The following is a 19,582-nucleotide window of genomic DNA, read 5'->3' on the forward strand; positions in this document are numbered from 1 at the left end:
AATGGCTTTATCCCGAGAGCAATTAGCAATGCGTGTTGCGCAAGAACTACAAGATGGATACTACGTAAACTTAGGTATTGGTATTCCAACGCTTGTTGCTAACTATGTGCCTGAAGGCATTGAAGTGATGCTTCAATCAGAAAACGGATTGTTAGGTATGGGGCAATTTCCAACAGAAGATGAACTTGATGCTGATTTAATCAATGCAGGCAAACAAACGGTGACTATGGCAACCGGCGCCTCAATTTTTGATAGTGCAGAGTCGTTTGCCATGATCCGTGGCGGGCATGTTGATTTAACCGTATTAGGCGCTTTTGAAGTGGATGTGAATGGTAATATTGCGTCTTACATGATCCCCGGGAAGTTAATTAAAGGAATGGGAGGTGCTATGGACTTAGTGGCGGGTGCCGATAACATTATTGTCACTATGACCCATGCATCAAAGCATGGTGAATCAAAGTTATTAGCAAATTGTACACTGCCACTAACTGGTAAGGGCTGTATTAAAAAAGTGCTAACTGATCTCGCTTTTATGGAAATTAAAGACGGTAAATTTCATTTGTTAGAAAGGGCGCCGAATGTCTCGGTAGAAGATATTCAACGGTTAACAGCAGGTGAGCTTGTTATTCCTGAGCATGTACCCGAAATGGACTTGCCCGAGGTGGTAGCATGAAGGCTGTTATTGTTGCTGCAAAAAGAACCGCAATTGGTGGTTTTGGACAAAGTTTATCAAGCCTATCAGCTATTGAAATAGGTAGTCAGTTACTTAAAACCGTTCTTGATGAAACACCGCAAGTAAAGCCACACATTGAGGAGGTGATTTTAGGGCAGGTGCTAACAGCTGGTTGTGGCCAAAATCCAGCAAGGCAGACAGCACTTAATGCCGGACTACCTATTAATGTGTCTGCTTTTACTATTAATCACGTATGTGGCTCAGGACTAAAAGCGGTGCAATTGGCTGCGCAATCAGTTCTTTGCGGTGATGCTAAAATGGTGGTTGCTGGTGGGCAAGAAAGTATGTCTCAGGCGGCGCACGTATTACCCAATAATAGAGTACCTAAAAAATTAGGTGACTTATCTTTGGTTGATAGCCTGATAAAAGATGGTTTGTGGGATAGTCGCGAAAACATACATATGGGAATTACAGCTGAAAATATAGCTGAAAAATTTGCTGTTTCTAGAGCGGAACAAGATGAATTTGCAGTTCATTCACAGCAAAAAGCAGCAAATGCTATTAGCAGTGGTTTATTCAAAGATGAAATTGCCCCTATTTATATTGCAAAACGTGGAGGCGATATCAAGAGTTTTGATGTTGATGAATCAGTAAAAGCTGATACACAAATTATAAACCTTAGTAAGCTTAGGCCTGCGTTCAAAAAAGACGGTTCAGTTACTGCTGGAAATAGTTCGACTATTAACGACGGCGCAGCGATGGTGGTGGTTACTACAGACGAGTATGCAAAAAAGTTAAACTTACCTATTTTATCTGTGATTGAAGCTACCGCTTGCGAAGGTGTTGAGCCGCTTTACATGGGCACTGGCCCAATAGCGGCCACGCAGGCTGTGTGTAAAAAAGCGGGCTGGCAAGTGCATGAGATTGATTTAATTGAAGCTAATGAGGCATTTTCGGCTCAAGCTTTGTATGTAAATACTGCGCTGGGGCTAGATAGCAATAAAGTAAATGTTAACGGAGGGGCGGTTGCACTTGGTCATCCAATTGGAGCTTCAGGTTGTCGTATTTTAGTCTCGCTGATATATCAAATGCAGCGAGCTAATAAAACAAAAGGGTTAGCAACACTTTGTATTGGTGGTGGTATGGGCATTGCTATGTTGGTCTCGCGTGAGCGCACAAAGGCTTAATAAGTTTTAATATTTAAAGGCCTCCTTCATTAGCAAGCTTTATATCTTATAGAATATGGCTCCCTCAATATGTAAGAGTGAGTAACACTTCTGTGCATGTTATTTATTTGCGTGCGAAATAACTGTGAGTTTGTTTTTAAGCTCTGTTCGGTGATAGTTTCGATCGTAACCGAGTGTTGCTTGTGCATGCTCACGCATAATTCCTTCAGCACGAGCACCTTGGCGAGAAAGCATTGCATGAAATACGTGGTGATGTTGCTGATGTGCAAATGCAAAGCGTTTAAACTCTTTTTGCATATTATTTTTGTCGATGGCAAGCGCGCTTACCGAGGCAAATGGTAGGTGCTCATTTTTAGATAGTGCAGCCTGGATAGCCAAGTTACCCGACGCTTCAATAATTAGTAGATGAAAACGGCGGTTCATATCATGGTAGGTTGCTAAGTCATCTTCAGTTAGTTCGGCCCCTTCAAATAATAAATCACCACAAGCAAGAAGGGATTGTATTTCATGTTTTTGTTCTTCGTTAAGGCCGTTTTCAGCAGCTTGTCGAGCAGCTAGGCCCTCTAATACTCCTCTTACTTCAATAGCGCCTTCAATTTCAATTGGTGAAACTGAGCGGACTTCGTAGCCACGCCTAGGAAGTTTGGTCAACAAACCTTCTTGTTCAAGTGTTCTAAATGCAATTCTTACCGGCGTTCTTGAAACACCTAGACGTTCAGAAGTAGCAATTTCAACGAGCCTTTCTCCGGTTTTTAGTGCTCCAGTTAAAATCATTTGTCGCAATGTGGTTACTGCATTTTGGCCTGACTTAGTCATAAAAAATTACCTCAATTACTTTTTAAACTGGATCCAATTAGGAATCTACACTGCATATAGTCATTGAAATAGTGTGAATTTACAACTAAAGCGTGACTAAAAGTGCAAAAAAGAAAATTATATGGATCCAATTTACGCATGTTTGTTTTATTTATCTGGATTATTAGTTTATATTGGATCCAATGACAACAAAAACACAACAGGAGATCAAGGTATGGCTAAGCAGACCTTTATTAAAAATACATGGTATGTGGCGGCAATGAGTGATGAAATCAATCACAATAAACCACTCGGCCGAAAAGTGTGTGATCAAAGTATTGCTTTTTATCGTCATGCGGATGGAAAAGTAGCTGCGGTGCTAGATTTTTGTCCACACCGTGGCGCAGCTTTATCTTTAGGATATGTTGAGGACGGCTTGCTTGTATGCGGCTATCATGGTCTAAAAATGGGTGAGGACGGTAAAACAAAAAAAATGCCGCTGCAACGTGTGCAGAGATTTCCGTGTATGAAGTCATTTGCAGTTGAGGAGCGCTTTGGCTTTATCTGGGTTTGGCCTGGTGATAAAGAGGCTGCAAATACAGATCTTATCCCACACTTACCTTGGGCTGAAGATGATACTTGGGCCTATGGGGGGGGGTTGTATCATATAAAATGCGACTATCGTTTAATGATCGATAATCTAATGGACTTAACACATGAAACCTACGTTCATGCTAGTAGTATAGGCCAAAAAGAAATTGATGAGTCTCCGGTGCAAACTGAAGTAGAAGGCGATAAAGTTTTTTGTCGCCGTTATATGGAAAATATTATGGCACCGCCATTTTGGCGAACTGCTCTGGAGGGTAATGGGCTTGCATCGGATACACCAGTAGACCGTTGGCAAATTTGTCGCTTTATGCCGCCATCACATGTAATGATTGATGTGGGTGTAGCACATGCTGGTTATGGTGGTTTTGATGCACCAAAGAATAAAAAAGCGAGCAGTACAGTGGTTGATTTTATTACTCCTGAGACTGAAAATACGATGTGGTACTTTTGGGGGATGGCACGTAACTTTAATGCTCAAGACGTTACATTAACTGATAAAATTAGAGAAGGGCAAGGCAGTATTTTCCAAGAAGATTTAGAGGTATTAGAACGTCAGCAGCAAAATCTGAAGAGTTTCCCGCAATTTGATCTTTTAAAGCTTGATATAGATGCCGGTGGTGTTCAGTCGCGACGTATCATTGAGCGTTTAATCGATAAAGAAATAAATGCGAAAAATATATCTACAGACGAGCTACCGCTCCAATCAGTAACATTTTAACAAAGGGAATTAGGATGATTTCAGTTATTGTTAAAAATGTGGTCGTTGAAGCAAAGGCGGTTGTTAGGCTCGTACTTGGATGCGCTGACAATGAGGATTTGCCCCCATTTGAGGCAGGTGCACATATTGATATAAAGCTACCAAATGGTTTGCTTCGTCAATATTCTCTATGTCGGTTACAGTGCGACCCACGTTACTACGAAATTGCAGTATTAAAAGATCCTCAATCTCGTGGTGGATCAGCAGAGGTACATAGCCTACAAATAGGCGATAGAGTCGAAGTAAGTGAACCTAAAAATCACTTTTCATTGCTGAATCCAAAGAAAAATACATTACTGATTGCAGGTGGAATAGGGGTTACGCCATTATTAACGATGGCTCAAACATTACATAGTTTAGGGACACCTTTCGCATTTCACTATTGCGCTAAATCTTCTGAAACTGCAGCATTTGTTGAAGCATTAAAATTAGGGTCGTTTAGCGATAAAATAGCGTTTCACTTTAGCCAAGAATTGCAATCGGGTCGTATGGATGTAGAACAGGTGCTAAGTGAGCATATTCATGATACTGACTTGTATATATGTGGCCCTGCTGAGTTTATAACATATGTATTAAATCATGCTCGTTTGCTGGGTTGGTCTGAGGAGAGATTGCATCGAGAGTACTTCGCCGCACCAGTGGTTGCTGAAAATATTTCAGAAGACACGTCATTCACTATAAAAATTGCTAGCTCAGGTAAACAGTTTACTGTAGGCGAAGGGCAGTCTATCTCTCAAGTGCTAGAGGTTAATGGGATATTTATACCAGTTGCGTGTGAATCAGGAGTTTGTGGCACTTGCCAAACTGGTGTAGTGGAAGGCAATCCGGAACATCGCGATGTTTTTTTAACAGACAAAGAAAAAGCACAAGGCAAGTTGATTATGCCGTGTTGTTCAAGAGCAAAAACAGGGTCCATAACACTCGATTTATAAATACACTTACACGTATAAAACGATTTATAATTACTTTTATACGTGTAACCCGTATCAGCAACGCATAATTTAGGCTTTCCCACGAAATGCCGAGATACAGCTTGCTAGAATTACAAAGCCTAAAGACACGTTAAACGCGAGTGAAATTGTACTCATTAAAGCATGACTATGTTGCGCTGAAAACGTGCTGTCCCCTAAGTAATAATGCACAATTAAATTTATCAAGCTCATTCCAAATAAATTACCAATTGTTCGTGATAAATTCATGGAAGAAGAGGCTACGCCTAACTCATTCTTATCTACAGCACCCATAATTGCATTATTGTTAGGCGTTGAGAATAAGCCAAAGCCAATACCTAACAATAACAGTGAGCCACTAATGTATGTGATACTTGAGTCCATAGATAACAGTGATAGTAAAAAAAAGCTGACCATAACAATTATACAGCCAAATGTAGCTATTATGCGTGGCTGTAATTTATCTGAAAGTTTACCGGACAATGGTGCCATAATGGCCATAGAAACCGCTTGCAGTAACACGATTTGGCCAGCATGAGAAGGACTTAACCCTTTAATATACTGCAGATATAAGCTTAACAAAAAAGCCAATGAAAAATTACTGGCGTACATTAAAAACGATGTAGACAGCGATAAGCTAAATACTCTGCTTTCTAAGAACATTTGTACTCTGATTAGTGGTCGCCTGCTTTTACTTTGGTGAATAATAAATAATCCTAAGCTTATTACCGAAAGTAATGTTAAACCCCATCCAGTCATAGTGGGTAAATCACTGAGTCCTAATACTAAACATATTGCAAAGAGTGAGAAAAGCGCAGTACCCCACCAGTCAAACGAGGATTTTTTATCGTTTTTCCACTCACCATGTAAAAAAAGTTTAATAGCAAGTAGTAGCAGAAGGACAAGCGGAATTTGAGAGTAAAATACAGCCCGCCATCCCCATATTTCGGTGAGCCAACCGCCTATTGCAGGGGCTGCACTTAAGCCTATATACACACACGCTGCAGAGGTGCCCAGTGCCATGCCTCTTTTATTATTTGGCGTAATAGAAGTAATAATTGCAACACCAATACCAAAAATCATGGCACCTGCAGCGCCTTGTACAAAACGCCAAAAAAGTACCCATTCAATTGATGACGCAATAGCACACATCAGTGATGCTAGTGCATTTAGGCCTAAACCAAATGCATATACTCGTTTTCGACCATAGTTATCGGCTATTTTCCCGCAAGGCAGCATAAATATCACGCTACTAAGTAAGTAAAGGGTCGGCATCCAACCAATCATTTTAGCGCTTGCTTGTAAATCCTCGGCAAGATTTGGAATAGCTATGTTGACGCCGGCCATGCCGAGAGGTCCGATAATAGATCCGCTGCATACAATTATAAGCGCGATGTTAGTAATAGGGAGTTTAAACAAATATGATCCTTAAACGCATAGACTATAAAAATAATAAAAGGTGGTGTTTGAGAACATGGGTTTTTAATGCGTTTATTATTGCTAATAGCAACAGAGGTAGCAAGCTGGTCTACTAAGTATCTACGTAATTTTTAATTAGCGTATTTTTGGTCCAATATGATGAGGTATTACTTTGTAGGCCATTGAAAAAGTAATACCTCAGTTTGAGTTAATATAATTAAAACAAGCCTTTAAGCTTCACATAAGCGCTTAATTATTCGCCTAGCGTGATTTGCACCGGTATCAACATGGATATCAATCATAGGTTGCCCTTTAAAGTGCTTCATTGATTTGTGTTGCGCTTCAATAACCACTTTGTCTTCATTGAACGTGTAACGAGTTTGTTCTACTACTTTTTGTTTTACGTTTTCAATATCAGTTGTTGGGTTTGTTGATATAGTCCAAAAATAATGACATGTTTCTTCTGTCTCTGGAGTTATGCAATGTAAGCCACGCATATGAAAGCCGCCACGGTTAGGGTTAGTTACCGATTCACTGTTTGCGTCAATACCGCCAGTCCATATCCTTAAATGTGATGGATAGAATTCAATTTCTTGCCAGCGATCTATTTTATCTTTAAATGGATAAGCAGCTGTATATGTTGGTGGCGGGGTTGAATTTGGCATGTAACGTTTTACGGTCACTTTATCACCTATAGCTTCTACATCCATTTGTGCATGCATATGCGTTTTAGCGTCACCACCAATAGTTTTAAGGTGCACGTAACCTAGGTGGCTGAGATCGAGTAAGTTGTCATGTATGAGTTGAAATGGTGCTTGGTAGTGATATACATCACCATCGTAAACATATTTTTCGTCAGAATGATAAAGATAGCGAGGCGGGTCTTGAACAGGGGTTGAGCCTTGCTCTGAACCAAACCAAATCCAAATTAAATCATCATGCTCTTTAAGTGTAAAAGGCATTACTTTTGCTTTTCTTGGAACTTTTTTTTGCCCTGGTACTTCAAGACATTGGCCTTGGCCATTAAATAATAGACCATGATAACCGCATCTTAATCCTTCTTTTTCAAGTGTTCCCATCGATAAAGGCAGTTGGCGATGGCAACAACGATCTTCAAGTGCGCTAGCATGGCCTTGTGCATCTCTAAACAAAACGATAGGGGTGTTTAATAAAGTGCGCGCTAGTGGCTTATCTGTTAACTCTTTGCTTAGTGCTGCTAAATACCACATATTAAGAGGAAAGGGTGTTTTAGCGTCCGAATTAGTTTGTGTATGTGTGGTCATAAGTGTCTCGTGTAAAGTTTAGTATCTAAAATTTTCTCTATAAATCTAGAGTTAAAGAATCGCTTAACGCTCTTGAACAACAGGGTGTGAACCTATCGTTTTTTGCTTTCTCATCAGCAGTAAAGAATTCATCTCTGTGGTCGGGTATACCGCATGTCACAGAGGTAACGCATGTACCGCAAATTCCCATTTCGCATGATACGTCTAACTCAATACCTGCATCTTCCATTGCTTCTAAAGCGGTTTGCTCTGCAGAAACATCAATTTCTAAGCCTGAACGGCTCAAAATGAGCTTAAACGGAATATCTTCAGAACCTTCTGCTTTAGGTTCAGCTTTAAAATTTTCTTTGTGTAAGTACTCGTCTTTCCAGTTATTTGACTTTGCACTGTCAAAAATATATTCCATATAAGCTGCTGGGCCACAAGTGTATAAATGCGTATTCGTTTTAAATTCACCAATAAGTTCTTTTGCATCTTTTTTTGGCTGGGTTGAAAAGTGAAAAAATACCTTTTCAGAAAATGAACACTCTAGCAATTCTTGATAAAAAGCTGCCTCTACGGGGGATTTAGCATGATAATGAAGCTCAAAATCAACGCCGTTAATATCAAGCTCTCTTGCCATTGAGATTATTGGAGTAATGCCTATACCGCCTGCGAATAATAGTGCTTTATTATGAGTTGAATTGAGTGCAAAGAGGTTGCGAGGATCAGAAATTGATAATGTATCACCGACTTGCACATCAGAGTGAAGTGCAATTGAGCCTCCTCGTGAATTGGCATCTTTTAATACCGCTATTTTATAAAACTCATCGGATTGAGGGTGGCTGATAAGTGAGTACTGACGAGTTATTTTATCCTTAAGTACCACATCAATGTGGCTACCCGCATCAAATTTAGGTAAAGCTTGCCCATTTATAGGTATTAGCTCAAAACTGACAATATTAGGTGTTTCAACCTTTTTACTGCGCACGTTTACTGAAAACATAAAGTTCCTAATGTTTGTTACTTTATGTTTATAATGTTGAATTTTAGTTGAGGTGTCAACTATAATTTGAGTGTAGAGATTAACTTAATGTTAACGTTATGAATGTAAAACTCTTTGATCGTAATAAGCAATGATCATAAATAGTTTTAATCTCAAGATTTACCTAGTAAAATTTATTTATACCCTGAAAATTGGAAAAACCAATGCCTTCTAAACCCAAAGAACCTAGTGCTAAGCAGCTAGATCTTGAACGATATATACCTGCGCTTGTAAATTTTCTTTCTAATAAACTCTCAAGTGGTGCATCTGTATGCTATCGGAAAAACTTTAATGTAGGCGTTATTGAGTGGCGTGTATTAGCAATGCTCAAGGTGGAATCAAATATTTCTGCAAATCGCATCTGTCAGGTCATTGGTTTAGATAAAGCCGCTGTTAGTCGAGCTTTAAAACAATTACAAACGTTAGGCCATATTAGCTTTATAAAAAATGCTAAAGATGGTCGTTCATCATTAGCAAAGCTGACGGAAAAAGGTGAAAAGTTACATGATAAAATTCTCTATGTAGCTTTAGAGCGAGAAAGATTGTTATTACAAGGGGTTTCACAAAAAGAGCTTGATACACTTATTGAGGTATTGTTAAAACTAAATAAAAACATTAAGCAAGTAAATGAGTTTAAGGTAAGTAATACCACATAGGGATTCTTCCTCAAACTGTTGAAAGGTAATTGTTTAAATTTTTTGTTGCTCAATCTAAACTACTGTAAAGTTATACACTTGCTAAGAAGTGGTCTATTTTAACTGAAAATAAATGGCTGAAAATAAATGGCTGAAAATAAATGGCTGAAAATAGCTTTAGGCGTTCAGATATTTTTTTGGGAACAACTCGATGAAAAGCATAATATTTAGGACGGTTTTTTGGATTTGGCTCTAGTCAGTTCTAAATTTTGAATACAAAATAATAAAAACTTAGAATTTAAATTCAGCGTAAAAATTATATAGATAGATTATTTAGGTTTTTAACCGTTTGAAATGTATAGTTTAATTGGTACGACTGAGTGGATTCGAGTTACTGCCCCTTGGACCGGTGGTCAAGATTAGGTAGTGCTCTTTCCTTCAATTATACGTTTATTAATGTTGGTACGACTGAATGGATTCGAGTTACTGACCCTTGGACCGGGTGGTCAAGAGTAGGTAGTGCTTTTTCCTTCAGATGTACTTTTATTTATTTATTTTACTTAAATGTTGGTACGACTGAGTGGATTCGAACTGCTGACCTTTGGACCGGGTGATCAAGAGTAGGTAGTGCTTATTCTTCGGTATTTTTAGTTTTTTTTATTACTTTGAAGTGGTACGACTGAGTGGATTCGAACCACCGACCCCTACCATGTCAAGGTAGTGCTCTAACCAACTGAGCTACAGTCGTACAATTTTTGAGGTTTTACTTAAATGTTGGTACGACTGAGTGGATTAGAACTACTGACCTTTGGACCGGGTGATCAAGAGTAGGTAGTGCTTTTTCCTTCAATTATACTTTTTTAAATGTTGGTACGACTGAGTGGATTCGAACCACTGACCCTTGGACCGGGTGATCAAGAGTAGGTAGTGCTTTTTCCTTCAGATGTACTTTTATTTATTTTACTTAAATGTTGGTACGACTGAGTGGATTCGAACCACCGACCCCTACCATGTCAAGGTAGTGCTCTAACCAACTGAGCTACAGTCGTATTACTTTATTTAAGTAGCTGTTAATTGCTTAACAACGGCGGCTAATATATAGCGTGGCGGTTGGTGAATCAAGCAAGTTTGTTGTTTTTGAGTTTATTTGCCGTTTTTTTATTCATATTGGACTTATTTCGCACGTTTTATAAAAACCTTGCCACCAAACCACATGTTTTTTAGCTGAGCTTTTTAGTAAGTTCAGTAAGTTACTTGTCGAGCCCGTTTTGACTAAGTTATTAATTTGAGGACTTGAGATACTTTCGTTAAACCAAAGCTCATTATAAAGCGGTTGTAGTGCCTCTAGATAACCAGTTAATTGCGCTTGGTAGGGCTGAATATCTTTTAAATAAAATTTTTGAAATACGTTACTTATGATTTTTGCGTTTTTATTATTTTTACCCTCTGGACATAGGGTATTAAAGTTTAGTGTTTTTACAAGCTGTGTGGCGTTGTTGTTTAACACTACCTGTTTACGGGCTGATTGAATGAGTGCTTGGTTAAATTGAAATTTATTAAGCTGCTCGAGTGCACTAAAAATAGAATCGCTATTAATTTCACTAAACTCTTTAGCGTTTATTTGCTGCTTAATAAGTACAAGTTGTTTGAGCGCCTGCAAGGTATCACTGAAGCCAGCGGGATCGTTACTTAGCTCGTTTGATGTTAACAGCCATGTTTTATTAAGCTCTGGCTCTTTAAATAACATGGCGTTAAAAGAGTGCATTAGGTGTATTTGTTTGTAGTTTTTGGCTGCGAGTATTTTTGTGTAACTAGGGCTATTTTTATCAAGCGTATTTAAGCAAACCTGCGCACTTTTAATAAAGTTTATTTGATATTTTAATTGCCCAGCAGCGCTGGCTGTTTTTCCTAATTGGTTATTGTGCTCACTTATAAGCACGTTAAGCTTACATTGGCTAATGCCTGCAAGCTCAACAATACTCAGTGTTAAGTCACTTTGTGCTATTGGGGGAGGCTGCAGTAAAGGGAGTTGCTTGAGCGGCTTAGGCTGTGTTGGGCTTGCATTAACTGTGCTACTTAAGCGTTCAATATAAGTAGCGTTTACAGTACTTTGTGGTTTGTTGCAGCCTGTAAGCATTAAAAAACACATTACCAGCAAAGCAGCTGGTAATGATTTAAGGCTGAGTTTATTAGTTTTGATTGAGTGAATCACTGTTAACAAATTCATATTTTAGACGCTTTCTTACTGTTAGCATTAATAAAATAGCAGCGACACTAAGGCCTACTATTATTCCAACCCAAAAGCCATGCGGCCCCATAGCTGGCACAATTATGTCTGTTCTTGCCAATACGTAACCTAAACAAAAGCCGATTAACCAATACGATATAAACGTAATATACGATATAGGCGTGGTGTATTTTAACCCACGAAGCATGCCATTTGCAGCAACCTGTAATGCATCGGGTAACTGGTAGACACACGCTAGTATCATAATTGATGAAGCCAGAGCCATTACTGCGGGACTGTCGGTATAAAGTTGGCTAATTAAATCACGACCTGTAAAAGTCATAAGTGCCAAAAATAGTGCAATTACAATAGCTAATATATAACTAGTCGATACGGCAACTTTTAACTGCTGTAAATTATTTTGACCATATAGATTACCAATACGAATACTTATAGCGATAGAGAGGCTCAGTGGCATCATAAACAGCAATGTAGTTACACTCGCTGCTATTTGGTGCCCCGATACAGCCACTGCTCCTAAATGCGCAATAAATAGCGGTATACACGCAAATAAAGTGACTTCAAAAAAGGTGGCAAGTGAAATTGGTATACCTAGCTTAGTAATAATACCAATGGTAGTGAAATTAGGTTTTTCGAATGATGAAAGCAGGCCTCTAGCATCTACCTTTTTACTCATTTGGCAGTAAGTGACTTGTGCTATTGCCATAACAGTTAAAACAATTGCTGTGGCAATGCCACAGCCTGCGCCGCCATAAGCAGGAAAACCAAATAAGCCATTTATGAAAATATAATTTACTGGAATATTAACGGCTAAACCTAATAGGCTTATATAAAAGGCGGGTTTGGTCATCCCCATGCCCTCGGTAACGTTTCTGTATACTGTAAAAATTAAAAATCCAAACACACCCCATTTCACAAAATGGATGTAGTCAATGGCAAGGTTTGCAATAGCAGGCGTTGTATCGAGCTTTAAAATAATGGCATCTGCTAAATGGGCAATACCAAAACCTGTAAAGCTTAAAATAGCGGTTAAATAAAGCGCTTGTTGAAAATAGTGGCTAATGCCTTTGCGGTCATCGCTGCCCGAAAACTGCGCAATAATACCAGTAAGCGCTAATAAAATACCTTGCAGAGCAAGTAATAATGGGTTCCATATTCCTGTTGCAATAGAAAGTGCAGCTAAGTCAGTAGGGCTAACTTGGCCGGCCATAATTGTGTCGACTACCGACATTAAAATAAGTGTAACTTGTGCTAAAAAAACAGGTAAGGCTAGGGAAAGTAAACGCTTGGCTTCCCAATTGCAAAAGGTCATAAAAAAAGCTATTAAATAAAACAGGCGGCAATTGTAATCTATTGCGTTTCAAATAAAAATCACAGTAGTGAATGATTTTATGAGTTGATACGTTAAACTAGCACTTTGTAATAATTTTAAGTGATTTTATGTTTACAGGAATAGTGCAAACACAAGCAACAGTGGTCTCTAAAACTCAAGCTGATGGTGTGTTACGCTTAGTTGTATCGGTGAGCGATGAGTACGTTAAGCATTTAGATTTAGGCGCAAGTATTGCTATTAATGGCTGTTGTTTAACGGTTGTGCAAGTTGAGCTAAGTAATCATGATGTGGTGGCGCAAGTGCATTTTGATGTGATTGACGAAACCCTAAAGTTAACTAATTTAGGCCTGCTTGAGCTAGGTAGTTTAGTAAATTACGAACGCTCTGTTACGTTTGGTACTGAGCTAGGTGGGCATATAGTGTCTGGGCATATTCATTGTACGTCACAAATCTCTCAAATAGTGAAGCTTGAGAATAACTGCAAAATACAATTAAGCTTGCCAAAAGAGTGGCAAAAGTACGTGTTATATAAAGGCTTTGTTGCTATAAATGGCGCAAGCTTAACCGTAGGCGAAGTTGATGAACAAGGTTTTTGGATACACCTAATTCCGGAAACGCTCGCCATTACAAACATTGGTGCAGCGCAAGTGGGTGACAAGTTTAATATTGAAGTTGATCAGCAAACTTACACTATTGTAAATACGGTAGAGAACTACTTACGCCATCAGGCTTAAGTTAAAATATTTGTTCGTCGTCACTGTCTACGTGTAGCTCCAATTTATTGTTAGCATGGTCTATATGCATATTTAAATGAATAGGGTTACAACAGGCAGTGCAATCTTCTATATAGTCTTGATCGCCGCTGCTTGCGTCTAAGTCTAGATGTATGTGGTGTCCGCAGTGTGGGCACGTTATTCGTTGTGATAAAAAATCTTTCATAATCACTCCAGTTATAAATAATTAAGTTAGGTTCAACTTAATCGCTTACAGATGAACGTCTACTTACTCATTAAATATAGTGCTCAAATGCAGCTTATGACACTTATTTTATATCTTCAAATACCAGCTTTTCTATATGTTGTTTAGCTTCAGTAAGATAGTGACCGGCAAAGATGTTGGCATGATTTAAAATGGGGTATAGCTGGTATATTAACTTACGCTTCTCGTAATTTTGAGAAAGCGGGTAGTGCGCGTTATAGGCGCTATAAAAGTCTTTAGGCAGTGGGGCAAATAGTTCGCTCATTGCAATATCCACTTCCCGATCACCATAATAACAAGCCGGGTTAAATATTGTTGGTTCTGCTTTTAAAAATCCCATATTGCCACGCCAAAAATCGCCATGCAGTAATGAAGGTTGTACCTGATGGCTATGTAGTTGCTCTTTTACGGTATTAATTAAGCGTTCGGGCTCAATAAAGTTAATGCCTTTTTCAGCGAGTAGTTGTAACTGCCACCCTATACGTTCTTCGGCGTAAAATACATCCCACTTTTTGTGCCAGCGGTTTGGCTGTATGGTTGTGGCTAGGTAATTGTCTACATCAAAACCAAACATAGCTTGGTCATGTTTTTGATGCATTTTAGCGAGGTTACGCCCCATATTAGTCCACGTGTCGTGGGGTTGTTTATCTAAAACAAGCCATTGTAAAACAATAAACGAAAACTCTATATTTGCACCAGTTGTAATACATTCAGGTACTTTAAAATTACTATTTTGCGCCAAAAGCTTTAAGCCAACAAATTCACTTTCTAAACGCTCGAGCTCGCTTTTTAGTGCTATTTTAACGAAGTAGTTATGCGTACCATTGGTAATATGAAATAGTTTGTCGGTGTTTGTACTTTGTAATTGGCGTTTGTAGGTGTGCTTAAAGTCAAAATTAATGGCTTGGCTGATGTGCTCATTTACTGTTTTCCACATAACAATTGCTCGCCTTTTAAACAGATACTTAAACTATGGCAAAAAGGTATTAATTTAACAATCTAAACGTTGTAAAATTAACGGCTATATTGAATAAAATTACACTTACTGTAGTGGAGTTAAAATGAACAAAAGTTTAATAACCAATTTGCTAGCGGGTTTATGTGTTGTTGTAGGTTTTATGTTTAACCAAGCAATTGTGTTGTCTGTTGGTTTATTTGCACTTTCTGGCGCGGTAACTAATTTATTAGCTATTCATATGTTATTCGAAAAGGTCCCGTTTTTATATGGCTCAGGTGTTATAGCGCTTAAGTTTGAAAGCTTTAAAGTCGCTATACGAAACCTGATATTAACGGAGTTTTTTTCAGAGCAAAAAATTAATAATTTACTCAATAAAGCGCAGCCCAATATCGACTTTGAGCCAATAATTAGCAATGTTGATTTAAACCCTGCATTCGACAATTTGTTAGAGGTAATAGAGCAGTCTCAGTTTGGTAGTATGCTAGGAATGTTTGGCGGTACAGCGGCAATAGAGCCGATGCGTAAAAAGTTTATTGAAAAAATGCAATTGTCGCTTAGTGAGATTTCTCAAACTGACGACTTTAAAGCATTAGTAAGCCAAACACTTTCACAAGGTAATAGCGCAGAAAGCCTACATAAAACGGTGCTTAAACTAGTTGATGAGCGCTTAGATGAGCTTACTCCTAAAATGGTTAAAGATATTATTCAGACCATGATCCGCGAGCACCTAGGCTGGCTTGTAGTATGGGGCGGTGTGTTTGGTGGTTTATTTGGTTTAATAGCGGCCGTTATTTAATTCTAGCGACTAATAAAAAGCATAATCATTCTATTGCATTAAATAGTGTACTTACTGCGTTAAAAATTATTTGTATAGAATAACTACACGTTGTTATTTGTGCCTGTTATTGCACTACTTTTTAGCGAAATAATAGAGCACTAATTTGATGCAATTGGTATAACTTATTTTTTCAGGCTGTTATTATCGCCCCCATAATTTAGTCGTGTTTTTTTTAGGAGCAACGGTGAGCAAAACGTTAGCCAGTTATTATCAGCAAGCATACGCGTGCGATCAGCAACATTTTAATCAGTGTTTTTATTGTGGCTGTGAAGCGACAGAGCGCGATCATTGTCCGCCACTTCATATGCTACAAAGTATTGTTGATTTAGGTGAAGAGGCTGACTTTATCTCAATCCCTGCGTGTTATGAGTGCCACGCACTTTTACATAACGAAAGACTGATGACGATTGATGAGCGCTTTACCAAGCTTAAAAAAAAGCTCTCAAATAAATATGCTAAACCACTGCGCGTTTATAACATGTGGGAAGAAAGCGAACTTGGCGACATGAGCGACGAGTTTGCCCATAGTATTCAAGCGGGTATGAAATTAGGCAAAGAAGCCGCTGAGCGTTTAGCCTTTACGGGTTTTAGCTATGCCACAGAAGATGCCAAAGTAGCAGTGCGCGAAAAAACAAAAGAGTTTGATGTAGAAGGCATGATATTTACCGACTTTAAAGAGGCGTTAAATTACTGCATTAACGATTTAAATGTTCAAAAAAGCGACTTTTATAAAATTTTGGTTGAAGACTACCAAGGCGATTTTAATAAAGCATTGAGCCAGTATCGTCATCGTCATGACAAAGTTACTGCGGCTAAAGACGGTAATACACTTATTAAAGATTTTTCAAAGCTACATAAGCAAAACTCTGATTTTGTAACGCGTACGGTTAAGCACTTTATTAGTAAAGATCCCTCGCTTACCACCGAAGGTGCGCTTGAAAAGCTATATAACAATTATATAAAGAAATAATTACAGAAATTCATCTTAATTAACTGCGTTTTCACCTGTTTTTTTGGCTTTATCCTTTAGGTTTCGCTAAAGTAGCAAAAAAACAGGAGATCCAAACAACATGCAAAAATTTGCACCTTCTTTATTAGCGGTTGGCTTAGCTGCTGCACTTGTAGGCTGCCAAGAAAACGGCCCACAAGACGATAAAATAACAATTAACAAAAATCCTTACCCAAGTACTTATCAGCCACTTTCTACATCAAGCACTCTTATCACAAATGCAACAGTACTTACAGGTACTGGTGAGCGTTTAGATGAGGCTGATGTATTACTTGTTGATGGTAAAGTACAACAAGTCGGTAAAGACTTAACAGCGACTGCTGATATTACAATTGATGCACATGGGAAATGGGTAACACCGGGTATTATTGACGTACATTCACATTTAGGCGCATACCCAAGTCCTTCGGTCGAGTCGCATCAAGATGGTAACGAAATGACCAGCCCTAACACTGCAGAAGTGTGGGTTGAGCATTCTGTTTGGCCACAAGATCCAGGCTTTAATCGTGCACGCGAAGGCGGCATTACTTCTCTACAAATTTTACCAGGCTCAGCTAACTTATTTGGTGGACGCGGCGTTACGCTTAAAAACGTACCAGCGCACACTATGCAAGGGATGAAATTTCCAGAGGCGCCGTATGGTTTAAAAATGGCGTGTGGTGAAAACCCTAAACGTGTTTATGGTCGTCAAGGTGTATTGCCTTCAACCCGTATGGGTAATATGGCTGGTTACCGTATGGCATGGGCTGAAGCCGCTGAGTACAAACGTGCATGGGATAAATACGATGCCGATTATGAAGCCGGTTTAAACCCAGAAGCGCCAGTACGTGATATTAAACACGATACGCTTCGCGGTGTGCTTGAAGGCGAAGTACGTATTCATAATCATTGTTATAAAGCTGAAGAAATGGCAATGATGATTGACCTGTCAAAAGAATTTGGTTACCACGCAGGTACTTTTCATCACGGCGTAGAAGCATATAAAATTGCTGATTTACTTGCCGAAAATGGTTCGTGTGCTGCACTTTGGCCAGACTGGTGGGGCTTTAAAATGGAAGCCTACGACATGGTTCAAGAAAACGTGGCTATTGTTGATGCGGTTAAAAACTCGTGTGCAGTTGTTCACTCAGATTCAGATACTACTATTCAGCGTTTAAACCAAGAAGCGGGCAAGGTGATGTACCGAGCTAACGAAAATGGTTTTGATATTTCTGAGCAACACGCTATTAAATGGATCACGTCTAACGCTGCTAAATCGCTAGGTATTGATGACAAAACAGGTTCACTAGAAGCGGGTAAGCAGGGCGATGTTGTTATTTGGAATCATAGCCCATTTAGTGTCTATGCTAAAGCTGAACAAGTGTTTGTTGATGGTGCAAAGGTTTACGATAGAAACGACAGCGCGTACCAAGCAACAAGTGATTTTATGTTAGGTCAACAATAAGGAGCACCCAGAATGAAAAATTTATCACGTTCGTTTTCGCTTTCTCTGGTTGCTGCAGGATTATTAGCATCTGGTGCTGTAAGCGCACAATCACTAGCAATTATTAATGCAACATTGCATACGTCTTCTGATCAAGGTGTATTAGAAGCGGCAAGCATAGTAATGACAGATGGTAAAATCACAGCGATTAACCCAACTGAAATTAAAGTAGATCAAATTATTGATGCAAAAGGGCAAATTGTAACTCCTGGCTTTATAGCAAGTATTAATCAACTTGGTTTAGTTGAAGTAAGTGCAGTTGCAGGCTCTCGCGATGCAGGTGAGGAAAAAGCCGGTATTGATTTTGATGTAAGCCTTGCTTACAACGCACATTCAAGCTTAATTCCTTACGCTCGTAAAGGCGGCGTAACACGCGATGTAATTACTCCTCATGGCGGCGATAGCATTTTTTCAGGCCTTGCGAGTGTTGTTGATTTAAGTGGTAGTTTTGACAGTGACATGCAAAAACAAGCGGCTTTAATTGTTTACTTAGGTGAGCGTAGTAAAGGCTCACGTGCTTTTACTTTGCAAACACTTATTAATAAGCTTGATGAGCACAAAAATAAAGCTGGTAAAAAAGCGAAAAAAGATGACGACAAGCCAAGTACTGAAGATAAAGTAATGGCTAAAGTACTCAGTGGTGAAATGCCATTAGTGGTTGGCGTTTCGCGTGCGGCGGATATTATTGAGCTAATTAAAGTAAAAGAGCAATTTGGTATTAACCTAGTACTTAACGGTGCGCAAGATGCTGTTGTAGTAAAAGAGCGCGTTGCTAAAGCAAATATTCCAGTGATTATTAGTGCAATGGATAGCTTACCAGGAAGCTTTGATTCGCTTCATGCGAGTTTAGATAATGCTAGTGTGCTTGAAAAAGCAGGCGTTAAAGTATTATTAACGGTAGGTGGCGATGCAAGTCACAATATTTATCAGCTGCGTTTTGATGCTGGTAATGCCGTGTCGTATGGTATGAGCCAAGAAGGTGCGTTAAAAGCGCTTACATCAAACGTTGCTGATGTATTTGGCATTAATGCAGGTAGCCTTGAAGTAGGCAAAGCTGCTGATGTGGTAATATGGAGTAATGACCCGTTTGAGCTAAGCAGCCATGTGAGCAAAATGTTTATTAATGGCGTTGAGGTTTCTACACAATCTCGTCAAGATAAATTGCGTGACCGCTATACGACAGATTCAAAAATGCCACGTGCTTATACCAACCCGCAATAATACTTAATCAATTTGAGGGATTAAATCTGACGGTAACTGCGTTAAAAATTTCTGATATAGAGCAACTAAATAACGAAATTTTTGCCTTGTTATCGACAAGATTTTCTTGCCTCAAAGTTGATCACTTAATTAAGCGAATTGGTATGATACTAAATAATTAAATAATTAAATAATTAAATAAT

18 protein-coding genes and 2 tRNA genes are annotated in these 19,582 nt (G+C 38.9%); 10 read left to right on the forward strand and 10 right to left on the reverse strand.

The window, feature by feature from the left end:
• Position 1: 1 nt before the first annotated feature.
• Positions 2 to 673, forward strand: coding sequence for a 3-oxoacid CoA-transferase subunit B (locus H5089_RS05395; protein ID WP_058429821.1), 672 nt, complete (start codon positions 2 to 4; stop codon positions 671 to 673).
• Complete coding sequence (locus H5089_RS05400; protein WP_182711667.1) at positions 670 to 1,860, forward strand: acetyl-CoA C-acetyltransferase; 1,191 nt, start codon at positions 670 to 672, stop codon at positions 1,858 to 1,860. The genes H5089_RS05395 and H5089_RS05400 overlap by 4 nt, the downstream gene beginning before the upstream one ends.
• Positions 1,861 to 1,959: 99 nt before the next feature.
• Here the strand turns inward: H5089_RS05400 and H5089_RS05405 are convergent, their stop codons facing one another.
• Positions 1,960 to 2,676, reverse strand: a complete 717-nt coding sequence (locus tag H5089_RS05405) for a GntR family transcriptional regulator (protein ID WP_182695750.1) — start codon at positions 2,674 to 2,676, stop codon at positions 1,960 to 1,962.
• A gap of 214 nt (positions 2,677 to 2,890) precedes the next feature.
• Between H5089_RS05405 and H5089_RS05410 the strand changes: the two genes are divergently transcribed.
• Both H5089_RS05410 and H5089_RS05415 read left to right on the forward strand, forming a co-directional pair.
• A complete protein-coding gene (locus tag H5089_RS05410) occupies positions 2,891 to 3,982 on the forward strand; it encodes an aromatic ring-hydroxylating dioxygenase subunit alpha (protein ID WP_182711668.1) in 1,092 nt (363 codons plus the stop codon).
• Between the two features lie 14 nt (positions 3,983 to 3,996).
• On the forward strand, positions 3,997 to 4,953 hold the full coding sequence (locus H5089_RS05415; protein ID WP_182695749.1) for a PDR/VanB family oxidoreductase: 957 nt from the start codon (positions 3,997 to 3,999) through the stop codon (positions 4,951 to 4,953).
• Positions 4,954 to 5,022: 69 nt separating this feature from the next.
• On the opposite strand, the gene H5089_RS05420 is transcribed toward H5089_RS05415, so the two are convergent.
• The 3 genes from H5089_RS05420 to H5089_RS05430 all read right to left on the reverse strand — a co-directional run bounded on the left by H5089_RS05420 (position 5,023) and on the right by H5089_RS05430 (position 8,658).
• A complete protein-coding gene (locus H5089_RS05420; RefSeq protein ID WP_404936379.1) occupies positions 5,023 to 6,375 on the reverse strand; it encodes an MFS transporter in 1,353 nt (450 codons plus the stop codon).
• 245 nt (positions 6,376 to 6,620) lie between these two features.
• Positions 6,621 to 7,673, reverse strand: a complete 1,053-nt coding sequence (locus H5089_RS05425) for an aromatic ring-hydroxylating dioxygenase subunit alpha (RefSeq protein WP_182711670.1) — start codon at positions 7,671 to 7,673, stop codon at positions 6,621 to 6,623.
• A gap of 37 nt (positions 7,674 to 7,710) precedes the next feature.
• A complete protein-coding gene (locus H5089_RS05430; protein WP_182711671.1) occupies positions 7,711 to 8,658 on the reverse strand; it encodes a PDR/VanB family oxidoreductase in 948 nt (315 codons plus the stop codon).
• 191 nt (positions 8,659 to 8,849) lie between these two features.
• On the opposite strand from H5089_RS05430, the gene H5089_RS05435 reads away from it, so the two are divergent.
• Positions 8,850 to 9,353, forward strand: coding sequence for a MarR family winged helix-turn-helix transcriptional regulator (locus tag H5089_RS05435; protein ID WP_220486909.1), 504 nt, complete (start codon positions 8,850 to 8,852; stop codon positions 9,351 to 9,353).
• 650 nt (positions 9,354 to 10,003) lie between these two features.
• On the opposite strand, the gene H5089_RS05440 is transcribed toward H5089_RS05435, so the two are convergent.
• From H5089_RS05440 to H5089_RS05455, 4 genes are all read right to left on the reverse strand, one after another.
• Positions 10,004 to 10,080: transfer RNA gene (locus tag H5089_RS05440), tRNA-Val, on the reverse strand.
• Between the two features lie 224 nt (positions 10,081 to 10,304).
• Positions 10,305 to 10,381 (reverse strand) — tRNA-Val (locus H5089_RS05445).
• A gap of 113 nt (positions 10,382 to 10,494) precedes the next feature.
• Complete coding sequence (locus H5089_RS05450; protein ID WP_182711672.1) at positions 10,495 to 11,559, reverse strand: DUF3080 family protein; 1,065 nt, start codon at positions 11,557 to 11,559, stop codon at positions 10,495 to 10,497.
• Positions 11,522 to 12,892 carry an MATE family efflux transporter gene (locus tag H5089_RS05455; protein WP_182711673.1) on the reverse strand — a complete coding sequence of 457 codons (1,371 nt, stop codon included), beginning with the start codon at positions 12,890 to 12,892 and terminating at the stop codon, positions 11,522 to 11,524. The genes H5089_RS05450 and H5089_RS05455 overlap by 38 nt, the downstream gene beginning before the upstream one ends.
• A 128-nt stretch (positions 12,893 to 13,020) precedes the next feature.
• Here H5089_RS05455 and H5089_RS05460 point away from each other — a divergent pair, with 128 nt between their 5' ends.
• A complete protein-coding gene (locus H5089_RS05460; RefSeq protein ID WP_024603969.1) occupies positions 13,021 to 13,647 on the forward strand; it encodes a riboflavin synthase in 627 nt (208 codons plus the stop codon).
• A 1-nt stretch (position 13,648) separates the two neighbouring features.
• Here H5089_RS05460 and H5089_RS05465 read toward each other — a convergent pair whose 3' ends face one another.
• On the reverse strand, positions 13,649 to 13,852 hold the full coding sequence (locus tag H5089_RS05465; protein WP_002962509.1) for a CPXCG motif-containing cysteine-rich protein: 204 nt from the start codon (positions 13,850 to 13,852) through the stop codon (positions 13,649 to 13,651).
• A gap of 103 nt (positions 13,853 to 13,955) precedes the next feature.
• On the reverse strand, positions 13,956 to 14,828 hold the full coding sequence (locus tag H5089_RS05470; protein WP_182711674.1) for a fructosamine kinase family protein: 873 nt from the start codon (positions 14,826 to 14,828) through the stop codon (positions 13,956 to 13,958).
• A 124-nt stretch (positions 14,829 to 14,952) separates the two neighbouring features.
• Here H5089_RS05470 and H5089_RS05475 point away from each other — a divergent pair, with 124 nt between their 5' ends.
• The 4 genes from H5089_RS05475 to H5089_RS05490 all read left to right on the forward strand — a co-directional run bounded on the left by H5089_RS05475 (position 14,953) and on the right by H5089_RS05490 (position 19,400).
• Positions 14,953 to 15,645 carry a DUF445 domain-containing protein gene (locus H5089_RS05475; protein WP_182711675.1) on the forward strand — a complete coding sequence of 231 codons (693 nt, stop codon included), beginning with the start codon at positions 14,953 to 14,955 and terminating at the stop codon, positions 15,643 to 15,645.
• A 226-nt stretch (positions 15,646 to 15,871) separates the two neighbouring features.
• Positions 15,872 to 16,657, forward strand: a complete 786-nt coding sequence (locus tag H5089_RS05480; protein ID WP_002962505.1) for a hypothetical protein — start codon at positions 15,872 to 15,874, stop codon at positions 16,655 to 16,657.
• Between the two features lie 100 nt (positions 16,658 to 16,757).
• Positions 16,758 to 18,140, forward strand: a complete 1,383-nt coding sequence (locus tag H5089_RS05485) for an amidohydrolase (RefSeq protein ID WP_182711676.1) — start codon at positions 16,758 to 16,760, stop codon at positions 18,138 to 18,140.
• Positions 18,141 to 18,152: 12 nt separating this feature from the next.
• On the forward strand, positions 18,153 to 19,400 hold the full coding sequence (locus H5089_RS05490; protein ID WP_182694075.1) for an amidohydrolase family protein: 1,248 nt from the start codon (positions 18,153 to 18,155) through the stop codon (positions 19,398 to 19,400).
• The last annotated feature ends 182 nt before the right edge of the window (positions 19,401 to 19,582 follow it).

It is taken from the genome of Pseudoalteromonas sp. SR45-1 (assembly GCF_014163655.1).
GTDB classification, from domain to species: Bacteria; Pseudomonadota; Gammaproteobacteria; order Enterobacterales; family Alteromonadaceae; genus Pseudoalteromonas; species Pseudoalteromonas distincta.

What these genes read in the sequence shown, in the direction of transcription:
- H5089_RS05395 (WP_058429821.1), top strand. Translation starts at nt 2, where the DNA reads ATGGCTTTATCCCGAGAGCAATTAGCAATGCGTGTTGCGCAAGAACTA.
- H5089_RS05400 (WP_182711667.1), top strand. Translation starts at nt 670, where the DNA reads ATGAAGGCTGTTATTGTTGCTGCAAAAAGAACCGCAATTGGTGGTTTT.
- H5089_RS05405 (WP_182695750.1), bottom strand. Translation starts at nt 2,676, where the DNA reads ATGACTAAGTCAGGCCAAAATGCAGTAACCACATTGCGACAAATGATT.
- H5089_RS05410 (WP_182711668.1), top strand. Translation starts at nt 2,891, where the DNA reads ATGGCTAAGCAGACCTTTATTAAAAATACATGGTATGTGGCGGCAATG.
- H5089_RS05415 (WP_182695749.1), top strand. Translation starts at nt 3,997, where the DNA reads ATGATTTCAGTTATTGTTAAAAATGTGGTCGTTGAAGCAAAGGCGGTT.
- H5089_RS05425 (WP_182711670.1), bottom strand. Translation starts at nt 7,673, where the DNA reads ATGACCACACATACACAAACTAATTCGGACGCTAAAACACCCTTTCCT.
- H5089_RS05430 (WP_182711671.1), bottom strand. Translation starts at nt 8,658, where the DNA reads ATGTTTTCAGTAAACGTGCGCAGTAAAAAGGTTGAAACACCTAATATT.
- H5089_RS05450 (WP_182711672.1), bottom strand. Translation starts at nt 11,559, where the DNA reads ATGAATTTGTTAACAGTGATTCACTCAATCAAAACTAATAAACTCAGC.
- H5089_RS05455 (WP_182711673.1), bottom strand. Translation starts at nt 12,892, where the DNA reads ATGACCTTTTGCAATTGGGAAGCCAAGCGTTTACTTTCCCTAGCCTTA.
- H5089_RS05460 (WP_024603969.1), top strand. Translation starts at nt 13,021, where the DNA reads ATGTTTACAGGAATAGTGCAAACACAAGCAACAGTGGTCTCTAAAACT.
- H5089_RS05465 (WP_002962509.1), bottom strand. Translation starts at nt 13,852, where the DNA reads ATGAAAGATTTTTTATCACAACGAATAACGTGCCCACACTGCGGACAC.
- H5089_RS05470 (WP_182711674.1), bottom strand. Translation starts at nt 14,828, where the DNA reads ATGTGGAAAACAGTAAATGAGCACATCAGCCAAGCCATTAATTTTGAC.
- H5089_RS05475 (WP_182711675.1), top strand. Translation starts at nt 14,953, where the DNA reads ATGAACAAAAGTTTAATAACCAATTTGCTAGCGGGTTTATGTGTTGTT.
- H5089_RS05485 (WP_182711676.1), top strand. Translation starts at nt 16,758, where the DNA reads ATGCAAAAATTTGCACCTTCTTTATTAGCGGTTGGCTTAGCTGCTGCA.
- H5089_RS05490 (WP_182694075.1), top strand. Translation starts at nt 18,153, where the DNA reads ATGAAAAATTTATCACGTTCGTTTTCGCTTTCTCTGGTTGCTGCAGGA.